This window comes from Streptosporangium sp. DT93, assembly GCF_049844535.1.
Classification (GTDB): domain Bacteria; phylum Actinomycetota; class Actinomycetes; order Streptosporangiales; family Streptosporangiaceae; genus Streptosporangium.
In genome coordinates, this window is sequence record NZ_JBNCLF010000012.1 from 83,716 (window position 1) to 106,131 (window position 22,416).

19 protein-coding genes and 1 pseudogene are annotated in these 22,416 nt (G+C 74.2%); 14 read left to right on the plus strand and 6 right to left on the minus strand.

Features of this window, described 5'->3' with window-relative positions; all coding sequences use genetic code 11:
* Positions 1 to 1,036: 1,036 nt before the first annotated feature.
* Positions 1,037 to 1,870: pseudogene (locus ACLQ2R_RS24460) on the minus strand (deoxyribonuclease IV); the annotation flags it as partial.
* 241 nt (positions 1,871 to 2,111) lie between these two features.
* A complete protein-coding gene (locus ACLQ2R_RS24465) occupies positions 2,112 to 3,767 on the minus strand; it encodes a PucR family transcriptional regulator (RefSeq protein WP_425962857.1) in 1,656 nt (551 codons plus the stop codon).
* A gap of 132 nt (positions 3,768 to 3,899) precedes the next feature.
* Here ACLQ2R_RS24465 and ACLQ2R_RS24470 point away from each other — a divergent pair, with 132 nt between their 5' ends.
* The 11 genes from ACLQ2R_RS24470 to alc all read left to right on the plus strand — a co-directional run bounded on the left by ACLQ2R_RS24470 (position 3,900) and on the right by alc (position 15,604).
* Positions 3,900 to 4,727: a 2-oxo-4-hydroxy-4-carboxy-5-ureidoimidazoline decarboxylase gene (locus tag ACLQ2R_RS24470; protein ID WP_425962858.1), complete on the plus strand. Its 828-nt coding sequence runs from the start codon at positions 3,900 to 3,902 to the stop codon at positions 4,725 to 4,727.
* 118 nt (positions 4,728 to 4,845) lie between these two features.
* Positions 4,846 to 5,157: a hydroxyisourate hydrolase gene (gene uraH, locus ACLQ2R_RS24475; RefSeq protein WP_425962859.1), complete on the plus strand. Its 312-nt coding sequence runs from the start codon at positions 4,846 to 4,848 to the stop codon at positions 5,155 to 5,157.
* Position 5,158: 1 nt separating this feature from the next.
* Positions 5,159 to 6,079 carry a factor-independent urate hydroxylase gene (pucL, locus tag ACLQ2R_RS24480; protein WP_425962860.1) on the plus strand — a complete coding sequence of 307 codons (921 nt, stop codon included), beginning with the start codon at positions 5,159 to 5,161 and terminating at the stop codon, positions 6,077 to 6,079.
* A 5-nt stretch (positions 6,080 to 6,084) separates the two neighbouring features.
* Positions 6,085 to 6,960: an FAD binding domain-containing protein gene (locus ACLQ2R_RS24485; RefSeq protein ID WP_425962862.1), complete on the plus strand. Its 876-nt coding sequence runs from the start codon at positions 6,085 to 6,087 to the stop codon at positions 6,958 to 6,960.
* Positions 6,960 to 7,457 carry a (2Fe-2S)-binding protein gene (locus ACLQ2R_RS24490; protein ID WP_425962864.1) on the plus strand — a complete coding sequence of 166 codons (498 nt, stop codon included), beginning with the start codon at positions 6,960 to 6,962 and terminating at the stop codon, positions 7,455 to 7,457. The genes ACLQ2R_RS24485 and ACLQ2R_RS24490 overlap by 1 nt, the downstream gene beginning before the upstream one ends.
* The gene (locus ACLQ2R_RS24495) at positions 7,454 to 8,839 is read left to right on the plus strand and encodes an 8-oxoguanine deaminase (RefSeq protein WP_425962865.1); all 1,386 of its coding nucleotides are present in this window, start codon (positions 7,454 to 7,456) and stop codon (positions 8,837 to 8,839) included. The genes ACLQ2R_RS24490 and ACLQ2R_RS24495 overlap by 4 nt, the downstream gene beginning before the upstream one ends.
* A 140-nt stretch (positions 8,840 to 8,979) precedes the next feature.
* Positions 8,980 to 11,298, plus strand: coding sequence for a xanthine dehydrogenase subunit D (pucD, locus tag ACLQ2R_RS24500; protein WP_425962866.1), 2,319 nt, complete (start codon positions 8,980 to 8,982; stop codon positions 11,296 to 11,298).
* A gap of 185 nt (positions 11,299 to 11,483) precedes the next feature.
* Positions 11,484 to 12,848 carry a glycerate kinase gene (locus tag ACLQ2R_RS24505; RefSeq protein WP_425962867.1) on the plus strand — a complete coding sequence of 455 codons (1,365 nt, stop codon included), beginning with the start codon at positions 11,484 to 11,486 and terminating at the stop codon, positions 12,846 to 12,848.
* Entirely contained in the window at positions 12,845 to 12,982 is a 138-nt protein-coding gene (locus ACLQ2R_RS24510) for a hypothetical protein (protein WP_425962869.1), read from the plus strand. The genes ACLQ2R_RS24505 and ACLQ2R_RS24510 overlap by 4 nt, the downstream gene beginning before the upstream one ends.
* Complete coding sequence (gene allB, locus ACLQ2R_RS24515; RefSeq protein WP_425962870.1) at positions 12,979 to 14,409, plus strand: allantoinase AllB; 1,431 nt, start codon at positions 12,979 to 12,981, stop codon at positions 14,407 to 14,409. The genes ACLQ2R_RS24510 and allB overlap by 4 nt, the downstream gene beginning before the upstream one ends.
* A gap of 241 nt (positions 14,410 to 14,650) precedes the next feature.
* Complete coding sequence (gene alc, locus ACLQ2R_RS24520) at positions 14,651 to 15,604, plus strand: allantoicase (RefSeq protein ID WP_425962871.1); 954 nt, start codon at positions 14,651 to 14,653, stop codon at positions 15,602 to 15,604.
* A 5-nt stretch (positions 15,605 to 15,609) separates the two neighbouring features.
* On the opposite strand, the gene pknB is transcribed toward alc, so the two are convergent.
* The 4 genes from pknB to thiO all read right to left on the minus strand — a co-directional run bounded on the left by pknB (position 15,610) and on the right by thiO (position 19,816).
* Entirely contained in the window at positions 15,610 to 17,562 is a 1,953-nt protein-coding gene (pknB, locus tag ACLQ2R_RS24525; RefSeq protein WP_425962872.1) for a Stk1 family PASTA domain-containing Ser/Thr kinase, read from the minus strand.
* Between the two features lie 75 nt (positions 17,563 to 17,637).
* The gene (locus ACLQ2R_RS24530) at positions 17,638 to 18,405 is read right to left on the minus strand and encodes a thiazole synthase (protein ID WP_425962873.1); all 768 of its coding nucleotides are present in this window, start codon (positions 18,403 to 18,405) and stop codon (positions 17,638 to 17,640) included.
* A gap of 2 nt (positions 18,406 to 18,407) precedes the next feature.
* Positions 18,408 to 18,608: a sulfur carrier protein ThiS gene (gene thiS, locus ACLQ2R_RS24535; RefSeq protein ID WP_425963044.1), complete on the minus strand. Its 201-nt coding sequence runs from the start codon at positions 18,606 to 18,608 to the stop codon at positions 18,408 to 18,410.
* An 8-nt stretch (positions 18,609 to 18,616) separates the two neighbouring features.
* Positions 18,617 to 19,816 carry a glycine oxidase ThiO gene (gene thiO, locus ACLQ2R_RS24540; RefSeq protein ID WP_425962875.1) on the minus strand — a complete coding sequence of 400 codons (1,200 nt, stop codon included), beginning with the start codon at positions 19,814 to 19,816 and terminating at the stop codon, positions 18,617 to 18,619.
* A 347-nt stretch (positions 19,817 to 20,163) separates the two neighbouring features.
* Between thiO and ACLQ2R_RS24545 the strand changes: the two genes are divergently transcribed.
* Genes ACLQ2R_RS24545 through thiE form a run of 3 tightly spaced genes read left to right on the plus strand, consistent with a single transcriptional unit; the run spans position 20,164 to position 22,374 of the window.
* On the plus strand, positions 20,164 to 21,330 hold the full coding sequence (locus tag ACLQ2R_RS24545) for an NAD(P)/FAD-dependent oxidoreductase (RefSeq protein WP_425963045.1): 1,167 nt from the start codon (positions 20,164 to 20,166) through the stop codon (positions 21,328 to 21,330).
* A 50-nt stretch (positions 21,331 to 21,380) separates the two neighbouring features.
* The gene (locus tag ACLQ2R_RS24550; RefSeq protein WP_344896565.1) at positions 21,381 to 21,755 is read left to right on the plus strand and encodes an Rv2175c family DNA-binding protein; all 375 of its coding nucleotides are present in this window, start codon (positions 21,381 to 21,383) and stop codon (positions 21,753 to 21,755) included.
* Positions 21,733 to 22,374: a thiamine phosphate synthase gene (gene thiE, locus ACLQ2R_RS24555; protein WP_425962876.1), complete on the plus strand. Its 642-nt coding sequence runs from the start codon at positions 21,733 to 21,735 to the stop codon at positions 22,372 to 22,374. Before ACLQ2R_RS24550 ends, thiE begins: the two co-directional genes overlap by 23 nt.
* Positions 22,375 to 22,416: the final 42 nt, after the last annotated feature.

Here is a 22,416-nt window from a genome sequence, read left to right on the forward strand (position 1 = left end):
TGTTCACCCGTGAGGCTCGCCCATGGCCCGGTGTCCCGCCTCGTCCGTGGTCCGGATCCCGTCCGGTGAGGCCACCCGTGGGCCGGTCGCGATTCCACACCCCCGTGGGTCTTCGCCAGCCCCAGGGGCCCCGGATCGACCACTCGTCGTCCGCCGCCCACCGTTCGTCGTGTCGCCGCACTCCGCACATCGACAACTACAAACCGTTAATCGCGCTGCCCTCCAAGCGCCGCTCCCTCGTCCGGACGCGCCCATAGTGTTCCCTCATCGGAGAGCGAGACCCGCCGCATCAGGGGGGACAGAGCCGCAAGGCTCGCAAAAGACCTGATGCGCGGGCACTGGGTGATCGCCGGTAACCGGCGAAACCCGGTCATCCGGCCGCCAGGTCCTTGACCGGGGGGAAGGGGCCGCCGATCTCCGATGAGACGGGACGCCCGCGCAGGCGGGCCTGCTCGTGATCCGGCCACACGGGGGCGGCCGGATCACGAGGACGGGCGTCCCGTCCGATCTCACGGCCTTCGCCGGGGGACGGGCACCCGCCCGGCCTCACGATTTCCGGCGAGAGGCGGGCATGCCGTCCGCCTCGCGGTTCTCGCCGGGGCCGTTCTCGCGGGACGATCGTCCCGCGGACAGGGGACAGGGGACAGGGGACAGGGGACAGGGGACACGGGTGCTCCGGGAGACTTCCGGGGCACCCGTGGGGATCTCAGCGGGCCGGTTTCGACGGCTGGGGGATCGACGCCTCGGGACGCGAGGCCGGAACCTCGACGGCACCGGTCCCGGCACCCTGAATCTCGACACCGGCGGTCTCGACTTCACCGGTCTGGACATCGCCGGTCTCGACGTCACCGGTCTCGACGTCACCGGTCTGGACATCGCCGGTCTCGACGGTGCGGATCTCGGCCGTACGAACCTCGACACCGCGAACCTCGACGTCCCCCGTCCCGGTCGTGCGAACCTCTACACCGCTGATCTCCACGCTGCGGATCTCGACGACGGTCTCCCCGTCGTCGCTCCCGCCGACGGGCATCTCGCCGTCGCGGAGCCTCTTGAGCACCTCGATGTCCTCGCGGTGCTTCTCGGCCCCTCCAGGGGTCTCGATGCAGAACGGCACCCCCGCGGCCACCGGGTGGCGCAGCATGTCCATGAAGGGCCGGACACCGATGTGACCGGCGCCGAGGTTCGCGTGCCGGTCCCTCGAGGAGCCGCACTCGTCCTTGGAGTCGTTGGCGTGGATGAGCTTGAGCCGCCCGGGAGCGATGGCCTGCAGGGCGTCGAGCGTCTCCTTGACGCCCTCGGACGTCGACAGGTCGTGACCGGCGGAGAAGGAGTGACAGGTGTCGAAGCAGACGCCCGCCTTGGGGTGCCACTCCAGGGCCTCCAGGTAGGGTTCGAGATCCTGGACGGTCCTGCAGAGCATCCCGGCCTGTCCCGCCATCGACTCCAGCAGCAGGTCGGGCCCGTCGTCGGGGATCTCCTCCAGGAGCGGCAGGAGCCGCTCGTGCAACTGGCGCATGGCGTCGTCGCGGGACTGGCTCACCGCCGATCCGGTGTGGACGACCAGCCCCTTCGCGCCGATCGCGTGGGTGCGCAGCAGGCCGTGCCGCAGTGTGGCCAGGGACTTTTCCAGGGTGTCGGCGCTGGGAGAGCCCAGGTTGACCAGGTACGGCGCGTGCACGAAGGAGAGCACGCCCGAGTCGCGCAGCTTGGCGTCCTGGGCGGGGTTGCCCGCGGCGAGTGCCCAGCCCCGGGGGTTGGTGACGAACACCTGGATCATCTCGGCGCCGATGTCGGCCGCGTACTTCAGCCCGCCCTTGGCGAGCCCGCCGGTGACGGAGACGTGTCCGCCGATGGGGGTGAGAGGAGTCATGGTGAGGCCCATTTTAGGCGCTCCCCCCGTCCGGACGCCGCTCCCGCGCCGTTCCCGCGCCGTGTCCGCCTGCCGTCCTTCCGTCCTCTCGTGGCCTCCGGCGTGTCGTCCCGGCCCCGGGCGTGGCCTCCGGCGGCCGGCCGGGCGGCGGGGCGCCAGGCCGGGACGACCACGCCCGGCGATCCCGGCCGGCCGTGACGTGCGGCGGCCGGCCGAGCGGCAGGGCATCGTCGCCGGGGGATCACCCCAGCCGCAGGGCCAGGAAGAAGTCCACCCGGTCCTCCAGGCCGGACAGGTCGCGGCCGGTCAGCTCCTCGATGCGCTGGATGCGGTAGCGCAGCGTGTTGACGTGGACGTGCAGGATCTCGGCGCACCTGGTCCACGAGCCCGAGACCCGCAGGAACGTCTCCAGCGTGCCGACCAGGTCGGCGCGGTGCGCGCGGTCGTAGTCGTGCAGCGGGTCCAGCAGCCGGGCCCGGAACACCCGCCGCACGTCGTCGGGAACGGAGGCGAGCAGCAGCAGATGGGTGGCCAGCTCGTCGTGGCCCACGACCGCGTCCGGCTGCTGGCGGCCCTCGGCCATCCGCCGGGCGTGCCGGGCCTCCTCCACGGCGCCGCGCAACCCCTCCAACGGCACGACGCCGCTCACCCCGACGGTGAGCCTGCCGGTGCCGAGCCCGGGAGCCAGAGCCCGTACGGCCTCGCGCACCTCGGCGGTGACGTCGGTCCCCCCGGCGCCTTCCCCCGCGCCGCCCGGCCCCGGGGCGGGCAGCAGCGCGATGATCTCGTCCTCCAGGCCCGCCGGAGCCCCGGTCTCCCCGGCACCTCCACCGCTTCCGGCGTGCCCGGCGTCCCTGACGCCCCCGATGTCCCTGACGCCCCCGGTGCCCCCGGCCACGCCGACCGCGGGGAAGGCGCACATCCGGTGCAGGATCTCCTTGACCGCGACGCGGAGCTCGCCCGGCCTCAGGCCCCCGTGGGCGGTCGCCGACACCGCCACGTAGCCGCGCTCCGACAGCAGGCCGGTGACCCGGAGGCGCGGCAGGAGGTCGTCCGGCCTGCCGCCGGACAGGACGAGCCCGACCAGCTCCTGGGCGGTACGCCCCTCCGGGGTCAGCCGGTCGTCCAGGCGGGCGCGCTCCAGCGCGACCACGGCGGCCAGCTCGGCGGCCAGCGCCCGCCGCTCCGGCGTCCAGTCCTGCCAGGAGCCCTCGAAGGCCAGGAACCAGTCGGCGACCCGCGGGGTGCCCTGCTCGTCCACCGCGAGCACCGAGTAGCGCTCCGCGCCGGGCGGGACGCACGGCATCCGCTTGGCCGTCAGGAAACCCCGGGCCAGCAGCGGGGCCGTACCCTCGGCGAGCGGGTGCGAGCCCGCCACCACCCGCCCGGCCGGGGTCAGCACCCAGCAGGGCATGCCCAGGTCGTGGCCGACCAGCCGGAGCACCGGGGCCAGGCCCGCGCCGGCGGTGACCCCGGCGACGAGCCTGCGGTGCCGGTCGAGGACGGCGGTGATGTCCGAGGCCCTGCCGGCCGACAGGCGCCGTACGACCTGCTCGGTCAGCTCGGCGAAGGAGAGCGCGGGCGGTACGTGCAGCAGCGGGATGCGGTGCCGCAGGCAGGCGCGCACGAGGTCGGGCGGGAGCTCGTCGCGGCCGGGGTCGCCCGCGCCCAGCGCCGAGACCCCGGCCGCCGCCAGGCATCCGACGAACGTCTCGCTGTCGGCCGGGTCCTGGCGCCAGACCAGCCCGGTCAGGACCAGCTCGCCCCCGTCGAGGTAGCGGCCGGGGTCGAGCAGGTCGGTGGTGACGACCCAGCGGAGCATCGGGTCCGGCTCGTCACGGCCCGTGAGCAGCGACAGGCCCAGCCCGGTCATCTCCAGCAGTGCGCTCAGCCGCATGTCGTGAGGGTAACCGAGCGCCGGACACAGCCGGGTTTGGAGCATGTTACGAAAACTCATGGCGGACCCTTGCCGCGATTCGGACGTCCTGCCGCTGGACCGGAGGCGCCCGCGGTGTGTGTACTGCTCACTATGTCCACGCCGCATCCCGCGAGCCCCGCTCTGCCGCTCGACGGGCTCGACAGGCTCGACGGGCTCGACGCGTTCAACGCGCTGGACCCGGCCGGGGCCGAGGCCGAGCTGCTGACCTGCTGCGCGAGCACGCTCTTCGCCCGGCGGGTGGCCGCGCTGCGCCCCTACCCCGACCCTGACCGGCTGGCCGGCACGGCGGAGGCCGTCGTACGGGAGCTGGACTGGCAGGACGTGCGCGAGGCGCTGGCGGCCCACCCCAGGATCGGAGAGGCCCCCCGCGCGCCGGAGCCCGCACCCGAGCGGCCCGGTCCCGCTGATCCTGCCGGCCCCACCGGTTCCGCCGATCCCGCCGATCCCGCCGATGCCCCTGGTTCCGTCGATGCCGCGGGTCGTGCCGATCTCGTCGGCCGTGCTGATCCCGTCGGTCGTGCTGATCCCGTCGGCCGTGCCGGTTCCGTCGGTCGTGCCGGTTCCACCGGTCGCGCCGGTTCCGCGGGAAGGGAGTCGGCCTGGTCCCGCCAGGAGCAGTCCGGGGTCGGCGCTGCCGGTCGCGAGCTCCTGGACCGCCTGGCGGAGGGCAACCGCGCCTACGAGCGGCGGTTCGGCCACGTCTACCTGGTCTGCGCCACCGGCCTGTCGGCCGCGGAGCTGCTGGAGCGCCTCACCGGGCGGCTCGGCAACGACGAGGAGACCGAGCGGGACGTGGTCAGGGCCGAGCTCGCCGCGATCACCCGCCTGCGGCTGGCCAAACTCCTCGCCCCCGCGCATCCTCCGGAGGAGACCCCGAGCCCGCCCGTCCCCGTGTCCCCTCCGGAGGATGCCGCATGAGCCCGTCCACCCCCGTGCCGTCCCGGCGGACGCCGCATGAGCGCGTCCGCGCACGTGCCTCGTCCGGAGAACGCCGTATGAGCCCGTCCGCCCTCGTTCCCCCTCCGGAGGGTGTCGCATGAGCCTGTCCACGCACGTCCTGGACGCCGCCCTCGGCAGGCCCGCGGCCGGGGTCGCGGTCCGCCTGGAGCGGGACGGCGAAATGCTCGCCGAGGGGGTCACCGACGCCGACGGCCGGATCACCGGGTGGACGTGCGGGGCGGGCGCCCACCGGCTGGTCTTCGACACCGGCGGCTACTTCGCCGCCCGCGCGGTGGACGCCTTCTACCCGCGCGTCTCGATCGACTTCACCGTGGCCGACCCGGGGGAGCACCACCACGTGCCCCTGCTGCTCAGCCCGTTCGCCTACTCGACGTACCGGGGGAGCTAGCATGCGCGTCGTTCTCGGCCCCAACCGCTACGGCAAGGCGGAGGTCCGCCTGGTCCGCGTCGCCAGGGACGGCGGGGTCCACCACCTCAAGGACGTCACCGTCTCCACGGCCCTGTCCGGCGACATGGAGGCCGTCCACCTCACCGGCGACAACGCCACGGTGCTGCCCACCGACACGCAGAAGAACACCGTGTACGCCTTCGCCGGGAAACACGGCGTGGCCGAGATCGAGGACTTCGCGATCCTGCTGGCCCGCCACTACGTGGAATCCCAGCCGGCCGTTCACCACGCCCGGGTGGAGGTCGAGGAGCACTTCTGGGACCGCATCCCGGTGCCCGCCACCGCGACGGGCCCGGGAGCGGGCGACCGGCGCCACTCCTTCGTCCGCTCCGGCCGCGAGACCCGCACCTGCCTGGTCCACCACGACTCCGACGGCACCGTGACCGTCGTCTCCGGGCTCAAGGACCTGGTGGTGCTCAACTCGACCGACTCGGAGTTCTCAGGGTTCGCCGAGGACGAGTACACCACCCTGAGACCCACCGCCGACCGCGTCCTGGCCACCGAGGTCACGGCCCGCTGGCGGCACGCGCCCGGCGGGACGGGCGGGCGGGCGGCGTACGGTGAGTCCTACGACGAGGTGCGCCGCCACCTGGTCGAGGCGTTCGCCGGAACCTACAGCCTGTCGCTGCAGCAGACGCTCTACGCGATGGGCGAGCGGGTGCTGAACGCCCGCGACGAGGTCTGTGAGGTGCGCCTGGCCATGCCGAACAAGCACCACTTCACGGTGGACCTCACCCCGTTCGGGATGGACAACCCCAACGAGGTGTTCTACGCCGCCGACCGTCCCTACGGGCTGATCGAGGGGGCCGTCCTGCGCGACGACGCCCTCGACACCCCCGGGGCCCGCTTCGCCTGGGAGTGACGACGATGGACTTCCTGCGACCCGCGACCTGGGCCGAGGCACTGGCCGCCAAGGCGGACCGGCCCGGACTGTCCCCCATCCAGGGCGGCACCGACATGATGGTCGAGCTCAACTTCGACGTGCGGCGCCCGGAGGGGCTGCTCGACCTGAACGGCGTCGCCGGCCTCGACGGCTGGAGCCAGGAGGCCGACGGCCGCCTCAGGGTCGGGGCGGGCGTGTCGTACGCGCGGCTCATCGCCGAGCTGGGCGACCGGCTGCCCGGCCTGGCGCAGGCGTCCCGCACGGTCGGCTCGCCGCAGATCCGCAACCGGGCCACCGTGGGCGGCAACCTCGGCGCGGCCTCCCCCGCCGGGGACTCCCACCCGCCGCTGCTCGCCGCCGGCGCGGTCGTCGAGGTCGAGTCCGCGGCACGCGGCACGCGGATGATCCCGGCCGACGCCTTCTACCTGGGGGCCAAGCGCAGCGCGCTGGAGGCCGACGAGCTGATCCGGGCCTTCTGGATCGCCCCGGCGAGCGGCCCGCAGTACTTCTCCAAGGTCGGCACCCGCAACGCCATGGTGATCGCGGTCTGCTCGTTCGCGATCGCGCTGCACCCCGGCGAGCGCCGGGTCGGCACCGGCATCGGCTCGGCCGCCCCGACACCGCGCCGCGCCGTCGGCGCCGAGGAGTTCCTGGCCGCCGAGCTCGACTGGGAGGCCCGGCTCGACCCCGGGGTGCTCGCGCGCTTCGGCGAGCTGGCCGCCGAGGCCGCGTCGCCGATCGACGACGTGCGCGGCACCGCCGCCTACCGGCGCCACGCCATCGCGGTGATGGCACGGCGCACCCTCACCTGGGCGTGGAACGAGCTGCGCTCCGGGCACTTCGAGAGGAGGGCCGGCTGATGCGCGTCACCTTCACCGTCAACGGCCGCAGCGAGACCGCCGACGACGTCTGGGAGGGCGAGAGCCTGCTGTACGTGCTGCGCGAGCGGGTCGGCCTGCCCGGCTCCAAGAACGCCTGCGAGCAGGGGGAGTGCGGCTCCTGCACGGTCTACCTGGACGGCCTGCCGGTCTGCGCGTGCCTGGTCGCGGCGGGGCAGGCCGAGGGCCGGACGGTCCGCACCGTCGAGGGGCTCGCCGACGGCGACCGGCTCGACCCGGTCCAGGAGGCGTTCGTCGAGTGCGGCGCCGTCCAGTGCGGCTTCTGCACCCCCGGCCTCGTCGTACAGGCCCACGACCTGATCGAACGGGTGCCCGGCCCGTCCGACGCGGAGATCCGCGAGGCCCTGGCGGGCAACCTGTGCCGCTGCACCGGCTACGAGAAGATCCTCGACGCCGTGCGCCTGGCCGCGGAACGCAAGGCCGGCGCCGCCACCCCCACGCCCGAGGAGCGCCGATGAGCACCGTCCTGATCGAGAACGTCCACATCGCCCCGGTCGTGGGCCCGGAGATCGCCTCGGGGTACCTCCACGTCGAGGGAGACAGGATCGCGGCCCTGGGCGCGGGCCCCGCGCCGGACGTGGACGGGGCCGTCCGCGTCGACGGGACCGGCTGCCTGGCCACGCCGGGCCTGGTCAACACCCACCACCACCTCTACCAGTGGGCCTCCCAGGGGCTCGCCCAGGACGCCACCCTGTTCGAGTGGCTGACCGCGCTCTACCAGGTGTGGGCCGCGATGGACGCCGAGGTGGTCCTGGGCGCGGCCGGGGCGGGGCTGGGGCATCTGGCGCTGTCGGGCTGCACGACCTCCAGCGACCACCACTACATCTTCCCCTCCGGGCGCGGCGACCTGTTCGCCGCGGAGATCGAGGCGGCCCGGCAGGTCGGCATCCGCTTCCACCCGGCCCGCGGCTCGATGGACCGGGGACGGTCGCAGGGCGGCCTGCCGCCGGACGTGGTGGTCGAGCGGCTGGACGACATCCTGGAGGCGACCGCCGAGGCCGTCGACACCTACCACGACCCGTCCTTCTCCTCCATGCTCCGCGTCGCGGTCGCCCCCTGCTCGCCGTTCTCGGTCAGCGCCGACCTGATGGTCGAGGCGGCCGCGCTGGCCAGGTCCAAGGGGGTACGCCTGCACACCCACCTCGCCGAGACCCTCGACGAGGAGGAGCACTGCCTGGAGCAGGTCGGGCAGCGCCCGGTCGACTACATGGAGAAGCTCGGCTGGCTCGGCCCGGACGTGTGGTTCGCGCACGCCGTCCACCTGAGCGACGCCGACATCGACGTCTTCGCCCAGACCGGTACGGGCTCGGCGCACTGCCCCAGCTCCAACGGCCGGCTCGGCGCCGGGATCGCCCGCGTCTCCGAGATGCTGCGGCGCGGCGCGAACGTCGGCCTGGGGGTGGACGGCAGCGCCTCGTCCGAGCTGACCTCGCTGTCCGGCGAGATGCGCCAGGCCCTGCTGTTCCAGCGGGCCCGGTACGGGCCGACCGCGCTCACCGCCCGCCAGGCTCTGGAGATCGCCACCCTGGGCGGGGCGAGGAACCTGGGCCGGCAGGAGGAGCTCGGCTCCCTGGAGGCGGGGAAGCTGGCCGACATCGCGCTGTGGCGTACCGGCGCCTTCGCCTCCGCGGTCGACGATCCGGTCTGCGCCCTGGTGTTCGGCACCCGGCAGCCGGTGCTGGCCCGGCTGCTGGTGGGCGGCAGGACCGTCGTCGAGGACGACGAGCTGCGTACCGTCGCCCAGGACGAGCTGGGCCGCGCCGGTGCCGAGGCGCACCGCCGCCTCGTCCGGCTGGCCGACGAGCGGGGCTTCACCGCGGGCCAGGAGGTCGGCCGGTGAACGGGCACCGCCGGACGGTCCCGGTCCCGGAAGTGGAGCGTGTCGTGACCCCGTTCCCGGTCCTGGAAACGGAAGCGGGAGCGGGAGCGAGAGCGGAAGCGGGCACGGAAGCGGGAGCGGGCACGAGAGCGGGAGCGCGGGTGCGTACCGCGCCCGCGCGGGCGCCGCGCGAGATCGCGGCGCCCGGCTCCGGAGGGGTGGGCGACAGCCCGCCCCGGCCCGACGGGACGCTCAAGGTCAGGGGCGAGTTCGCCTACTCCTCCGACCTGTGGATGGACGGCATGCTGTGGGGCGTCACCCTGCGCAGCCCGCACCCGCGCGCCCGGATCGTCTCGATCGACGTCTCCGAGGCCCTCACGCACCCGGGGGTGGCGGCCGTCCTCACCCACGAGGACGTACCCGGCAGCAAGCACTTCGGGCTGGACGCCATCCCCGACCAGCCGGTGCTCGCCTTCGACGAGGTGCGCCACCAGGGTGAGCCGGTCGCGCTGGTCGCGGCCGACCACCCCGAGACCGCGCGCAGGGCGATGGAGCTGATCAGGGTCGGCTACGAGGTGCTGGAGCCGCTGACCGACGCCCGCAGGGCGGCCTTCGACCCGTCCTGCCCGCCGGTCCACCCGCGCGGCAACATCACCCGCCACCAGCCCGTCAGGGTCGGCGACGTCGACGCGGCCAGGGCGCGGGCCGAGGTGACGGTCTCCGGCGAGTACCGGATCGGCATCCAGGACCAGGCGTTCCTCGGCCCGGAGTCCGGCCTGGCGGTGCCCGCCGAGGACGGCGGCATCGACCTCTACGTCGCCACCCAGTGGATGCACAACGACCTCAAGCAGATCGCCCCCTGTCTCGGCCTGCCCGAGGAGCTGATCCGGATGACGCTCTCGGGCGTCGGCGGCGCCTTCGGCGGGCGCGAGGACCTGTCGATGCAGATCCACGCCGCGATGCTCGCGCTCCGCACCGGCCGCCCCGTGAAGATCGTCTACAACCGGCAGGAGTCGTTCTTCGGGCACGTCCACCGCCACCCGGCCGAGATGCGCTACGAGTACGGCGCCACCCGCGACGGCAGGCTCCTGTACGCCGACGTGGAGATCCTCCTCGACGGCGGCGCCTACACCTCCTCGACCACGAACGTCGTCGGCAACGCGGCCTCCCTCGGCGTCGGGCCGTACGCGATCCCGAACCTGCGGATCGACGCGTACGGCGTCTACACCAACAACCCGCCGTGCGGCGCGATGCGCGGCTTCGGCGCGGTGCAGGCGTGCTTCGCCTACGAGTCGATGATGGACCGGCTGGCCCACGCCTGCGGGCTCGACCCCGTCACGGTCCGGCAGGTCAACGCCCTGTCCGAGGGAGGCGTGCTGGCGACCGGGCAGGTGGTCGCGGCCCCGCTGCCGATGGTCGAGATGCTCCAGCGGGCCCGCGAGCTGCCGATGCCCGCCCCGCTGGACGTGACCGACCCGCGCGGCCTGCCCGGCGGCGTCTCGCAGACCACCCACGGGGAGGGGGTGCGGCGCGGCGTCGGCTACGGCATCGGCCTGAAGAACATCTGCTTCTCCGAGGGCTTCGACGACTTCTCCACCGCCCGCGTCCGCCTGGAGGTGATCGGCGGGCGGGCCACCGCGCTGGTGCACACCGCCGCCGCCGAGGTCGGTCAGGGACTGGTCACCATCCAGGCGCAGGTGGTCCGCACCGAGCTGGGCGTCGAGCGGGTCGTCATCCAGCCCGCGGACAACCGCATCGGCGACGCGGGCTCCAGTTCGGCCTCCCGCCAGTCGTACATGACGGGAGGCGCGGTGATGACGGCCTGCCGGGCGGTACGGGATCGGGTGCTCGCCCTGGCCGCGGCACGGCTCGGCACGGCGCCCGGCGACCTCTTCCTGGCCGGTGGCGAGGTCGTCTCGACCGCCACCGGCGCGGGCGTCGCCGTCGAGGACGTGCTGGGCGACGCCGTGGTCGAGGAGACCCGCGAGTACCACCACGCGCCCACCGAGGAGCTGGACCCGGTGACCGGGCAGGGCGCCTCGCACACCCAGGTCGCGCTCTGCGTGCACCGCGCCGTGGTGGACGTGGACGTGGAACTGGGCCTGGTCAAGGTGGTGGAGCTGGCGGCCGTGCAGGACGTGGGGAAGATCCTCAACCGCGTCTCGCTGGAGGGGCAGATCCACGGCGGCACCGCGCAGGGGCTGGGGCTGGCACTGATGGAGGAGATCCAGGTGCGCGACGGGCTGGTGCTCAACCCGTCGTTCACCGACTACCTGATCCCCACCATCCTGGACATGCCGCCGATGCGGCTGGACATCCTGGAGAACCCCGACCCCCGTGCCCCGTACGGGCTGCGCGGCGCCGGGGAGCCGCCCACGCTCTCCTCGACACCCGCGATCGTCGCGGCCGTCCGCGACGCCACCGGCCTGGACCTGACCCGGATCCCGCTGCGCCCCGAGCACGTCACCGGACTCGCGTGAACCTTCCGTCCGCCGGAGTGGCCGGGGCGGCCGGGGCGGCTACCGAAGGGCCGGGCATCGGTGGGTGCGGGGACGGGTGTCAAGATGGTCCTCCGTTTCGTCGGGTCCCGGCACCCGTCTCCCGTCCGCCCGTACCGGGCGGGAACGCGTGCCGCCCCTCCGCCAGCAGGGAGCAGGGAGCAGGGTTGTCTGAGTCGTCGGGCCACGTCGTGATCGCCCCGGACAAGTTCAAGGGCTCGCTGACCGGGGCGGAGGTCGCCGCGCACGTCGCCGCGGGCCTGGGATCGAGCGTCGTCACGGTCGCGCTGCCGGTGGCCGACGGCGGTGACGGCACCGTGGACGCGGTGGTGGCCTGCGGGTTCACCCGCGTCGAGGTCGAGGTCACCGGCCCGGTGGGAGCGCCGGTCCTCGCCTCCTACGCCTGGCGCGACGCCCGCCCGGCAGAGGAGAAGACCGGACCGGCCGTCCCGGCCCCGGCGGACTCCGCGGTCTCCTCCACGCAGACCGGGCCGAACTCCACGGGCTCCGCGGGCTCCGCGGGCTCCGCGGGCTCCGCGGGCTCCGCGGACGGTCTCGCCGTCGCGGACGTGCCGACGGCGGTCGTCGAACTGGCCGAGGCGTCCGGCCTGCGCCGGTTGCCGCCCGCCTCCGGGCGGGCCGGCCGGGATCCGGAGTCGGCCGCGCACGAGGGCGTCGAGACGGCGCCGCTCACCGCGACCAGCCAGGGCACCGGCGAGCTGATCGCCCACGCCGTACGGCGCGGTGCCCGGCGGGTCGTGCTCGGCCTCGGAGGCAGCGCCTGCACCGACGGCGGCACGGGCATGATGCGGGCGCTCGGCGTCCGCTTCCTGGACGCCGAAGGACGTGAGCTCCCGCTCGGCGGGGCCGCCCTCACCGACCTGGAGAAGATCGACACGTCCGGGCTCATCGCGATCGACCAGGTGGAGTTCGTGGTCGCGGGCGACGTGGACAACCCGCTGCTCGGCCCGCACGGCGCCGCCGCCGTCTACGCGCCGCAGAAGGGTGCCGGCCCGGACGAGGTGAAACTGCTCGACGCCGCCCTGGCCAGGCTCGCGGCGGTCGCCGCGCACACCCACGGCCTGGTCGGAGCCGCCGAGCACGACGGCGTCGTCCGTTCGATGGGCGTGGCAGGGCAGCCGGGAGCCGGCGCCGCGGGCGGGGTCGGCTTCGCCGCCCTGGCCTTCCTGGGCGCCGAGTTCCGGCCCGGCATCGGCTACCTCCTCGACCTGCTGGGCTTCCGCGACCGGCTCGACGGCGCCCGTCTCGTCATCACCGGCGAGGGGTCGCTCGACGAGCAGACGCTGCGCGGCAAGGCGCCGGTGGGGGTCGCGGACGCCGCGGCCGAGGCCGGGGTGCCGGTCGTCGCGGTCTGCGGCCGCCGTACCCTCACCGACGAGGAGCTGAGGAAGGCGGGCATCACGGCCGCGTACGCGCTCACCGACCTCGAACCGGACCCGGCCGTCTGCATGGCCCAGGCGGGACCGCTGCTGGAGCGGCTGGCCGGCACGGTCGCGGAGCGCCACCTGTGACCGCCGCCGGCACCTCCATGACCGTCGTCGTGACCGCCGTGACCACCGCGGCCTTCGTGACCACCGCGGCCTTCGTGACCGCCGTGCCGATGGCCGTCCGCGCGCCCGGAGGACTCACGGGGGAGTCGCGATGAGCGCCGCTCCCCGCGAACGGGCGGATCTGGTCATCCGGTCCCGCCGGGTCGTGCTGCCCGGCGGCGAGGGACCGGCGACGGTCGCCGTACGCGACGGGAGGATCGTCGGGGTGTACGCCCACGACGCCGGCCCCGGCGGCGAGGCCACCACCGATGCGGCCACCGGCCCGGCCACCGACCTCGTCACCGACCTCACCACCGGCTTCGACACCGGTTTCGACGCCGGTTTCGACGCCGGTTTCGACGCCGCCGAGCGGGTCGACCTCGGGGACGTCGCCCTGTTGCCCGGCCTCGTCGACACCCACGTGCACGTCAACGAGCCGGGCCGTACCCACTGGGAGGGTTTCGCCACGGCGACCAGGGCCGCCGCTGCGGGCGGGGTGACCACGATCGTGGACATGCCGCTCAACTCGCTGCCGCCGACCGTGAACGTCGCCACGCTGGCCGTCAAACGGGAGGCCGCGGCCGGGCAGTGCTCGGTGGACGTCGCCTTCTGGGGCGGGGCGATCCCCGGCAACGCGGGCGACCTGCGGGCCCTGCACGAGGCGGGTGTACGCGGTTTCAAGTGCTTCCTGTCCCCGTCGGGCGTGGAGGAGTTCCCGCCGTTGGACACCGGCGGGCTGCGGGCGGCCATGGAGGAGATCGCCTCGTTCGACGGCCTGCTGGTCGTGCACGCCGAGGACCCCGCGCTGCTCGCCGACCCCTCGGGGCCCGGGTACCGGGAGTTCCTCGACTCGCGGCCGGGGGAGTCCGAGCGCCGCGCGGTCGAGCGGGTCGCGGAGCTGGCCGGGGAGACCGGGGTGCGCGCGCACATCCTGCACGTCTCGTCCGCGCTCTGCCTGGAGGTGCTGGCCGCGGCCCGGCGCGAGGGCGTCAGGCTCAGTGCCGAGACCTGTCCCCACTACCTCACGCTGACGGCCGAGGAGGTGCCCGAGGGCGCGACCCAGTTCAAGTGCTGCCCGCCGATCAGGTCCGAGGCCAACCGCGACGAGCTCTGGCGCGGCCTCGCCGACGGCGTGCTCGGCTGCGTGGTCTCCGACCACTCGCCCTCCACCCCCGACCTGAAGGTCCCCGACTTCGCCGAGGCCTGGGGCGGGATCTCCTCCCTCCAGCTCGGCCTGACCGCCGTCTGGACCGAGGCGGCGCGGCGCGGGCACGGTCTGGGCGACGTCGTCCGCTGGATGGCAGGGAACCCGGCAGAACTGGCCGGGCTGGCCGGGCCGCGCGGCAAGGGCGCCATCGTCGTGGGGGGCGACGCCGACCTGGTCGCCTTCGACGCCGACGCCGTCCACACCGTGGACGTCTCCACCCTGCACCACAGGAACCCGGTCACCCCCTATCACGGCAGGACGTTGAGGGGGGAGGTCCGCACCACCTGGCTACGCGGCCGGGTGGTGGGGAAGGAGCGCCGAGGGGTCCTTCTGTAACGCTTCCTCGAAACCTGACCTCGCGCCCCGTTCGCCCGTTCGCCCGGTCCGTCCCGCCGACCACTCATCCACCCGGCCCCCGTCCACCTGTTCGCCCGCCCGCCCGGCCACCCGTCCATCCGGTTGCTCGTTCACCCGGCCGTCCGGCCGCCTGGCCTCTTCGGCCGTCCGGCACGCCGGGGCGTCCGGTCGTCCACCCCGTCCGATCACCTGACCGCCCGACGTGAGAAAGGCCCGCTCCTTGACCGAGTTCACCGCCCTTCCCGACCTCGCCCTGCGCAGTCTCGGGGGCTCGGTCGTCGCGGCCAACGACGAGTCCTTCGCCGAACGGGAGAACCTGATCCGGCCGGGCCGTCCCGCCTTCCGGCCGCACACGTTCGGCGCCAAGGGGCAGGTCTACGACGGCTGGGAGACCCGCAGGCGGCGCGAGCCCGGCCACGACTGGGCCCTGGTGCGGCTCGGCATGCCCGGCGTGATCCGGGGCGTCGTGATCGACACCGCCTGGTTCACGGGCAACTACCCGCCGCGCGCGTCGGTGGAGGCCGCCGAGGTCGAGGGCTACCCGACGCCCGCCGAGCTGGAGGGCGCCGACTGGACGGAGGTGGTGCCCGTGAGCGCCCTCGGCGGGGACGCCGAGCACTTCTTCGAGGTCTCCGACGAGCGCCGGTACACGCACGTGCGGCTGAACACGTTCCCCGACGGGGGCATCGCCCGGCTCCGGGTGCACGGCGAGGTCAGATGCGACCTGTCGGTGTACGGGGGACTCGGCCTGGACCTGGCCGCGCTGGAGAACGGCGCGCTCGTCACCGCCTGCTCCGACGAGTTCTACTCCTCGCCGAACAACGTGATCTCCCCGGGCCTCGCCCGCCACCAGGCCGAGGGGTGGGAGACCGCCCGGCGGCGCGACGGCGGCAACGACTGGATGGTGATCCGCCTGGCCGGTCCCGGGATCGTCAGGCTCGCCGAGATCGACACCGCCAACCTGGTCTTCAACGCCCCGGCCGAGGTCGAGATCACCGGCACCTCGGACGGCGAGACCTGGTTCCCGCTGCTGCCCAGGACCCGCCTGCTGCCGGACACCCGGCACCGCTTCCGCGTCGAGGACGCGCCCGTGGCCGCGTACGCCCGGGTGGACATCCACCCCGACGGCGGCCTGGCCAGACTCCGCCTGCACGGCTTCCTCACCGGCGGCTGACGGGGTCAGTACCAGATGGTGACCTCGGTGCCGGGAGGGACCGACTGCCCGCCCGGCGGGAGCTGGGCCACCACCCTGCCCCGGCCCAGCGTGCGCCTCATCTTCACCTTCATCCCGGCGGCGCGCAGCTCGTCCCGCGCCGCCCGGAAGTCCTTGAACACGATGTTCGGGATCACCACGACCTCCTGGCCCCCGCCGCCGTCCGGCGGGACGCCGTCGCGGTCCCGCTCCCACGGCCAGTGCCACTCGCTGTTGCACTGCGACAGCGTCAGCCGGACCACGGCGCCCTTGTCGATCTCCGCCTTGGGCAGCGGGTCCTGGGCGATGACGGTGCACGGCTGGGCGCTGTCGGTCTGCTCGACGAACTCGGGCGTGAACCCCGCCCCGCGCAGCACGCCGTCGGCCTGGTCGCGGGGCATGCCCCTGACGTCCGGCATGAGCAGGCCGGCGCTCACCACGAGGTCGACCTTGCTGTTCTCCTTGACCAGGTTGCCCACGGCGGGGATCGTCCGCATCACCTGGCCGCGCGGCACGGTCTCGCTCTGCTGCTTCCTGACGTCGTCCACGGTGAGCAGGACCTCGGCGAGCTTGCTCCTGGCGTCCGGCTCGCTCATGCCGATGACGTTGGGCAGCGCGACCCTCTTGGGCCCGGCCGAGGCGATGAGGATCAGCCTGCTGCCCGGCTCGGCCTCGGTGCCCGCCACCGGGTCGGTGCGCAGCACGGTGCCCTTGGGGACCTTCTCGTCGTGCTCGGCCTTGCCGCGGTCGACCGTGAAGCCGAGTTGCGTGGCCTCGGCGCTGGCCGCCGTGATGTTCTTGCCGACCAGGGTGGTGGGCACCACGATGTCGCTGTTCTGCGAGAACAGCCAGCCGGTCACCCCCACCGCGATCACCAGGACCACGGCCAGCCCGGCGAGGAGCCAGCGGGAGCCCTTCGACCGGCGGGGCCTGGCGGCGGGAGCGGGCTGGGACGTCCCGGCCGCCGGGCCGGTGAGCAGGTCGGCGCGCGGCTGGATCAGCGTGTGGTTGACCGGGGCGGGAGGCTCGGGCGCCGCCGCGGCGTGGGCGTGCGGCGCGCCGATCGGGACGGACGGGTGCGGGACGCTGTCGCGGGGCAGCATCCGGTGGGCCTCGACCGCGGCGACCAGCAGGGCGGTGGCGTCCGCCGGCCGGTGGGCGGGGTCGCGGGCGGTCGCCGCGGCCACCAGGCTGTCGAGCAGCGGGGGAGAGCCGGGCAGCACCGCCGAGGGCGCCGGCACGGTGTCGTGCACGTGCCGGTAGGCCACCGACATGGGCGTCTCGCCCTCGTAGGGCTGGCGGCCCGTCAGCAGCTCGAACAGCATGATGCCGGCCGCGTAGACGTCGCTGCGGGCGTCGGTCGCGCCGGCGGTCACCTGCTCGGGCGACATGTAGCCGATGGTGCCGATCATGACGCCGGTCCGCGTCTGGTTGGTCGCCTCGATCGCGCGGGCCAGGCCGAAGTCCACGACCTTGACCCTGCCGTCGTCGGCGAGCAGCACGTTCTCCGGCTTGACGTCCCGGTGGACCAGCCCCGACTGGTGGGCGGCGCCCAGCGCGGCCAGGACCGGGATCATGACCTCCAGCGCCTCGCGGGCGGGCAGCCTGCCCCGGGCGCGCAGCACGTCGCGCAGCGTGCGCCCCGGCACGTACTCCATCGAGAGGTAGACGTTGTCGCCGTCGGTGCCCTGGTCGAAGACGTGCACCACGTTGGGGTGCGACAGGCTCGCCACCGACTTGGCCTCGCCGATGAAGCGCCGCACGAACGCGGGGTCCTCGGCGAGCGAGCGGTGCATCACCTTCACGGCGACCGTGCGGTCGAGCCGGACGTCCAGGGCCAGATAGACGGTCGCCATGCCTCCCCGGGCGATCCGGGACTCGACGCGGTACCGACCGTCGAGGAGTTTCCCGACCAGGGGATCCGTAAGCGTCGTGTCCACGAGGCCGAGTTTACGGGCGATTTGGCGCCGACAGGGTCCTCGAATCCCAAACCGATGCCGAGACGTGGTCGTTTTCTAGCGATGAAGAGGGGAGGATGCCTCGGCGTAGCGACGCCGGGGTATCCGCCCGGCAAGGCGCGCCGCGTGGCCCGCCTCCACGGCCGAGCGCATCGCCCGCGCCATCAGCTCCGGGCGCCGCGCGCGGGTGACCGCGGTGGCCAGCAGCACCGCGTCGCAGCCCAGTTCCATGGCCAGCGCCGCGTCGCTGGCGGTGCCGATCCCGGCGTCCAGGATCACCGGCACGTTCGCGAACTCCACGATCAGCTCGATGTTGTGCGGGTTGCGGATGCCCAGCCCGGAGCCGATCGGCGCGCCCAGCGGCATCACCGCGGCGCAGCCGGCCTGCTCCAGGCGGCGGGCCAGCACCGGGTCGTCGCCGATGTAGGGCAGCACGACGAACCCGTCGGCGACCAGCCGCTCGGCCGCGTCGAAGGTCTCGATGGGGTCGGGCAGCAGGGTGCGCTCGTCGGCGATGACCTCCAGCTTGACCCAGTCCGTCTCCAGCGCCTCCCGGGCCAGCCGGGCGGTCAGCACGGCCTCCCCGGCGGTGAAGCAGCCCGCGGTGTTCGGCAGCACCCTGATGTCGCGCCGGCGCAGCACGTCGAGCACCGACCCCCGGGCGGCGGGGTCGAGGCGCCGCATCGCGACCGTGGTCAGCTCGGTCCCCGAGGCGGCGAGCGCCCGGTCGAGGACCTCCAGGGACGGGGCGCCCCCGGTGCCCATGATGAGACGGGAGGAGAACGTCGTGTCCCCGATGATCAGGTCGTCCGTCGTGTCGTTCACGTTCACCCTCCCTGGACCGCGGTGAGCACCTCGACGCGGTCGGCCTCGCCGAGCGCGGTGGACTCCCAGGCGCCGCGCGGGACGACCTCGTCGTTCACCGCGACGGCCACCCCGCTCGGCGCCTCGGTCAGCCGCCGTACGGCCTGCGCCACGGTCGTCCCCGCGGGCAGCTCGCCGGCGGTCCCGTTGATGGTCACGTTGATGGTCACGCTCATCGCTGCTCCCTCGGTGTGTTCTCGACGGGACCCGTCCCCGGGGGACGCGGCGGGGCGGCTCCCGCGAAGCGGAGCGGGGAGCAGAGCCCCGCCAGGTCCGCGAGCACCGGATCGGCCCCGTCCCCGTTCGCGCACAGGTCGGCGGTGAGCGGGGCGAGCAGCACCCCGCCGCGGTGGTGGCCGGTGGCGAGATCGAGGCCGGGCATGATCGTGGGGCCGACCAGCGGCAGGTTGTCCGGGGAGCCGGGACGCAGCCCGGCGATCGTCTCGGTCACCTCCAGCTCGGTCACGCCGGGGACGAGCTCGCGCGCGTCGCGCAGCAGCTCCCACAGGCCGCCGGCGGTGACGCGGGTGTCGAAGCCGAGCTCCTCCTGGGTGGCGCCGAGCACCAGCCCGCCGTCGCCGCGCGGCACCAGGTAGACGTGCGAGCCGTGCACGGCGCCGCGCACGCAGCGGCCCAGGACCGGTTCGGGGGAGCGCAGCCGCATGATCTGGCCCTTGACCGGCCGCACCGGGGGGAGCACCTCGGGCGGCATCCCCTCCAGGGACCCCGACCAGGCTCCCGCGGCCAGCACCACCCGGCCCGCGCTGAGTCCCCCGCCGCCCGCCAGCCGCACCCCGCGCGCCGCGCCCGAGTCCGTGAGCAGCCCGGTCACCCGGTCCGGCACCAGGGTGGCGCCCGCCCGTCCCAGGGCCGCCAGCAGGGCCGCGGTGACCCTCCTGGGGTCCACCCAGGAGTCCCCGCCGGCCAGCATGCCGCCGCGGACGGAGGGCGCCAGCATGGGCTCCAGGCGGCGGCACTCCCGCCCGGTGAGGCGCTCGGCGGGCAGCCCCAGCGAGGCCGTGAAGGCGGCGAGATCGTCCAGCGCGGCCAGGTCGTCGGAGCCGAAGGCCACGTCGAGGGTGCCGTCGGCGCGCAGGTCGAGGTCGTGTCCGCTCGCGCGGGTCAGCTCGGCGGCGAAGGCGGGCCAGCGCTCCAGGGAGGCCAGGCCCAGCCGCAGCAGCGGCTCCTCGGTGTAGGTGACCTCGCTGACCGGGGCCAGCATGCCCGCGGCCGCGTACGAGGCGGCCGTGCGCGAGGTGGCGGGCGCGGGGTCGACCACGGCCACCCGCAGTCCTCGTCCGGCGGCGCGCCAGGCCACCGACAGGCCGATGACACCGCCGCCGACGACGACGAGATCGAAAAGGTCGGGCATACGTGCTCCGCTCCCTTCGCCGGCATGACCCGGATCAGGTTCGTGGCGGTCGAGGGCCCGCTCGCGGTCGCCCGGTGGGACCCCGCCGCCCCGCGCGTGCCGGGCCGCGCCGCCGCCGGCGGCGCCCTGCCTCACACGTCACGTGGCTCGCAGAAGTCCTGCCCAGCCCCGCGGCCCTCCTCTCAGCCCGGTGCGTTCCGGGCTCCCGCGCGTCTTCTCCGACCACCCTAAGGGCTGCGGCAACATCCTTAGAGCGTCAGATGTGAGGTAAATCCCTCTTTCGTTACCAACGACCGTTGGTAGGAGGGCGGTGCTGACGCTTAGGGTCAGGAAGTGTGAATCATGTCGTGGTGGTTGGCGCCGGCCTGGCCGGTGTGCGCAGCGTCGAGGCGTTACGGGCCCGCGGGTTCGGCGGCACGATCACACTGATCGGGGAGGAGCGGCACCGGCCCTACGACCGGCCGCCCCTGTCCAAGGCGGTCCTGCTCGGCGGGACCGACTCCACCGTGGTCGACGCCGACCTCGACGCCCTCGAGGTCGACTTCCGCGCAGGGGTGGCCGCCAAGGGGCTGCATCCGGGCGTGGTCGAGACCACCGAGGGCGAGATGGCCTACGACGGGCTGGTCGTGGCCACCGGGGCCCACCCGATCCGGCTGCGCGGCGACGGTCCCCAGCACGTGCTGCGCACCATCGACGACGCGCTCGGGCTGCGCGCCCTGCTCGGCCCCGGCAAACGGGTCGCCGTCGTCGGCGCGGGCTGGATCGGGGCCGAGGTGGCCACCGCCGCCCGCCGGGCCGGCTGCGAGGTCACCGTGGTCGAGGCCGCCTCCACCCCGCTGGCCGCCGCCCTCGGCGAGATCGGCCTGCACACCACCGCCTGGTACGCCGAGCACGGGGTGGACCTCCGCCTGAACACCATGGTCGCCTCCGTCGACCACGGCGGGCTCACCCTGGCCGACGGCTCGGCGGTCGAGGCCGACGTCGTGGTCACCGGCGTGGGCGTACGGCCCGCCGTCGAGTGGCTGGCCGGCTCGGGGATCGCGCTCGACGACGGCGTGGTCACCGACGAGCACCTGAGCACCTCGCTGCCCGGCGTGGTCGCCGCAGGCGACTGCGCGGCCTGGTGGTCGCGCCGCTACGGCCTGCGGCTGCGCGTCGAGCACTGGGACACCGCCCTGGGCGCCCCGGACGTGGCCGCGGCCACCCTCGTCGGCGACGACGCCGTCTACGACCCGGTGCCCTACTTCTGGTCCGAGCAGTTCGGCCACATGGTCCAGTACGCCGGCCACCACGACGGGGCCAGGGCGATCCGGCGCGGCGACCCCTCCGTCCCGGGAAAGCCCCGGTGGGGGATGTGCTGGGTGAACGGCGACGACCGGCTCGTGGCGGTCCTGGCGGTCAACCGCCCCCGCGACCTCGTCCAGGGGCGCCGCCTCATCGAGGGCGGCCGGCGCCTGGACGTCGAACGCCTCTCCGACCCTGCGATAGCGTTGCGCGACTGTACGGCGGCGTAACCTCGCCGCGGGGTGTTTGGCGAAGGGCTCGATGTGGTAGTGGTGGATTCGTGACGCTTTCTGTTGCGCAGATCGACCGGGAGACCGACCAGCTGGTGGGCGAGTGGCTCACCCTGACCGAGGTCGCCAGAAGGCTCAACCTGAGCGCCGGTCGCGCCAAGCAACTTCTCAAGGACCGCAAGCTCATCGGGGTGCGCAGGGGAGGCGGCGAGCCGCAGGTCCCTGCCGCCTTCCTCGCCGGCACGGAGGTCGTCAAGGGCCTCTCGGGCACCCTCACCGTGCTCCTCGACGCCGGGTACGACGACGTGGAGTCCCTCCGCTGGCTCTTCACGCCCGACGACACCCTGCCGGGGTCGCCGGTCGACGCGATCGTGGCCGGCCGCCACACCGAAGTGAAGAGACGTGCCCAGGCCCTCGGTTTCTGACGCCCGGCTCTACCTGTGCACCGACGGGCGGCGTGACCGGGGAGACCTCGCGGACTTCCTCGACGCCGCCCTCGCGGGCGGGGTCGACATCGTGCAACTGCGCGAGAAGGGCCTGGAGGCGCGCGAGGAGCTCGACCTCCTGGCCGTCTTCCGCGAGGCCTGCGACCGGCACGGGACGCTCCTGGCCGTGAACGACAGGGCCGACATCGCCTACGCGTGCCGCCCCGACGTGCTCCACCTCGGCCAGGGCGACCTGCCGGTGCCGGTCGCCCGCGAGCTGCTCGGCGACGACATCCTCATCGGGCGTTCCACTCACGCCCCCGAGGAGGCCGCCGCCGCGGCCGTCGAGCCCGGCGTCGACTACTTCTGCTGCGGCCCGATCTGGCCGACGCCCACCAAGCCCGGCAGGCACGCCCCGGGCCCCGGCCTGCTCACCCGGGCCGCGGCCCTGGAGACCGACCGGCCCTGGTTCGGCATCGGCGGCATCGACCTGGCCAACCTGGACGAGGTCATGTCGTACGGTGTACGCCGTGTGGTGGTCGTGCGGGCCATCACCGAGGCCGACGACCCCAAGGCGGCGGCCGGGGAGTTCAGGCGGAGGCTGGCCGCCCCCGCCTGAACGCCCTCTCCGCCCCGAGCGGCCCGGCATCGGAAACCTGCG

Excerpts from the sequence above, each read along its gene's own strand:
- ACLQ2R_RS24465 (WP_425962857.1), bottom strand. The coding sequence starts at position 3,767 with ATGCGGCTGAGCGCACTGCTGGAGATGACCGGGCTGGGCCTGTCGCTG.
- ACLQ2R_RS24470 (WP_425962858.1), top strand. The coding sequence starts at position 3,900 with ATGTCCACGCCGCATCCCGCGAGCCCCGCTCTGCCGCTCGACGGGCTC.
- uraH (WP_425962859.1), top strand. The coding sequence starts at position 4,846 with ATGAGCCTGTCCACGCACGTCCTGGACGCCGCCCTCGGCAGGCCCGCG.
- pucL (WP_425962860.1), top strand. The coding sequence starts at position 5,159 with ATGCGCGTCGTTCTCGGCCCCAACCGCTACGGCAAGGCGGAGGTCCGC.
- ACLQ2R_RS24485 (WP_425962862.1), top strand. The coding sequence starts at position 6,085 with ATGGACTTCCTGCGACCCGCGACCTGGGCCGAGGCACTGGCCGCCAAG.
- ACLQ2R_RS24490 (WP_425962864.1), top strand. The coding sequence starts at position 6,960 with ATGCGCGTCACCTTCACCGTCAACGGCCGCAGCGAGACCGCCGACGAC.
- ACLQ2R_RS24495 (WP_425962865.1), top strand. The coding sequence starts at position 7,454 with ATGAGCACCGTCCTGATCGAGAACGTCCACATCGCCCCGGTCGTGGGC.
- allB (WP_425962870.1), top strand. The coding sequence starts at position 12,979 with ATGAGCGCCGCTCCCCGCGAACGGGCGGATCTGGTCATCCGGTCCCGC.
- thiO (WP_425962875.1), bottom strand. The coding sequence starts at position 19,816 with ATGCCCGACCTTTTCGATCTCGTCGTCGTCGGCGGCGGTGTCATCGGC.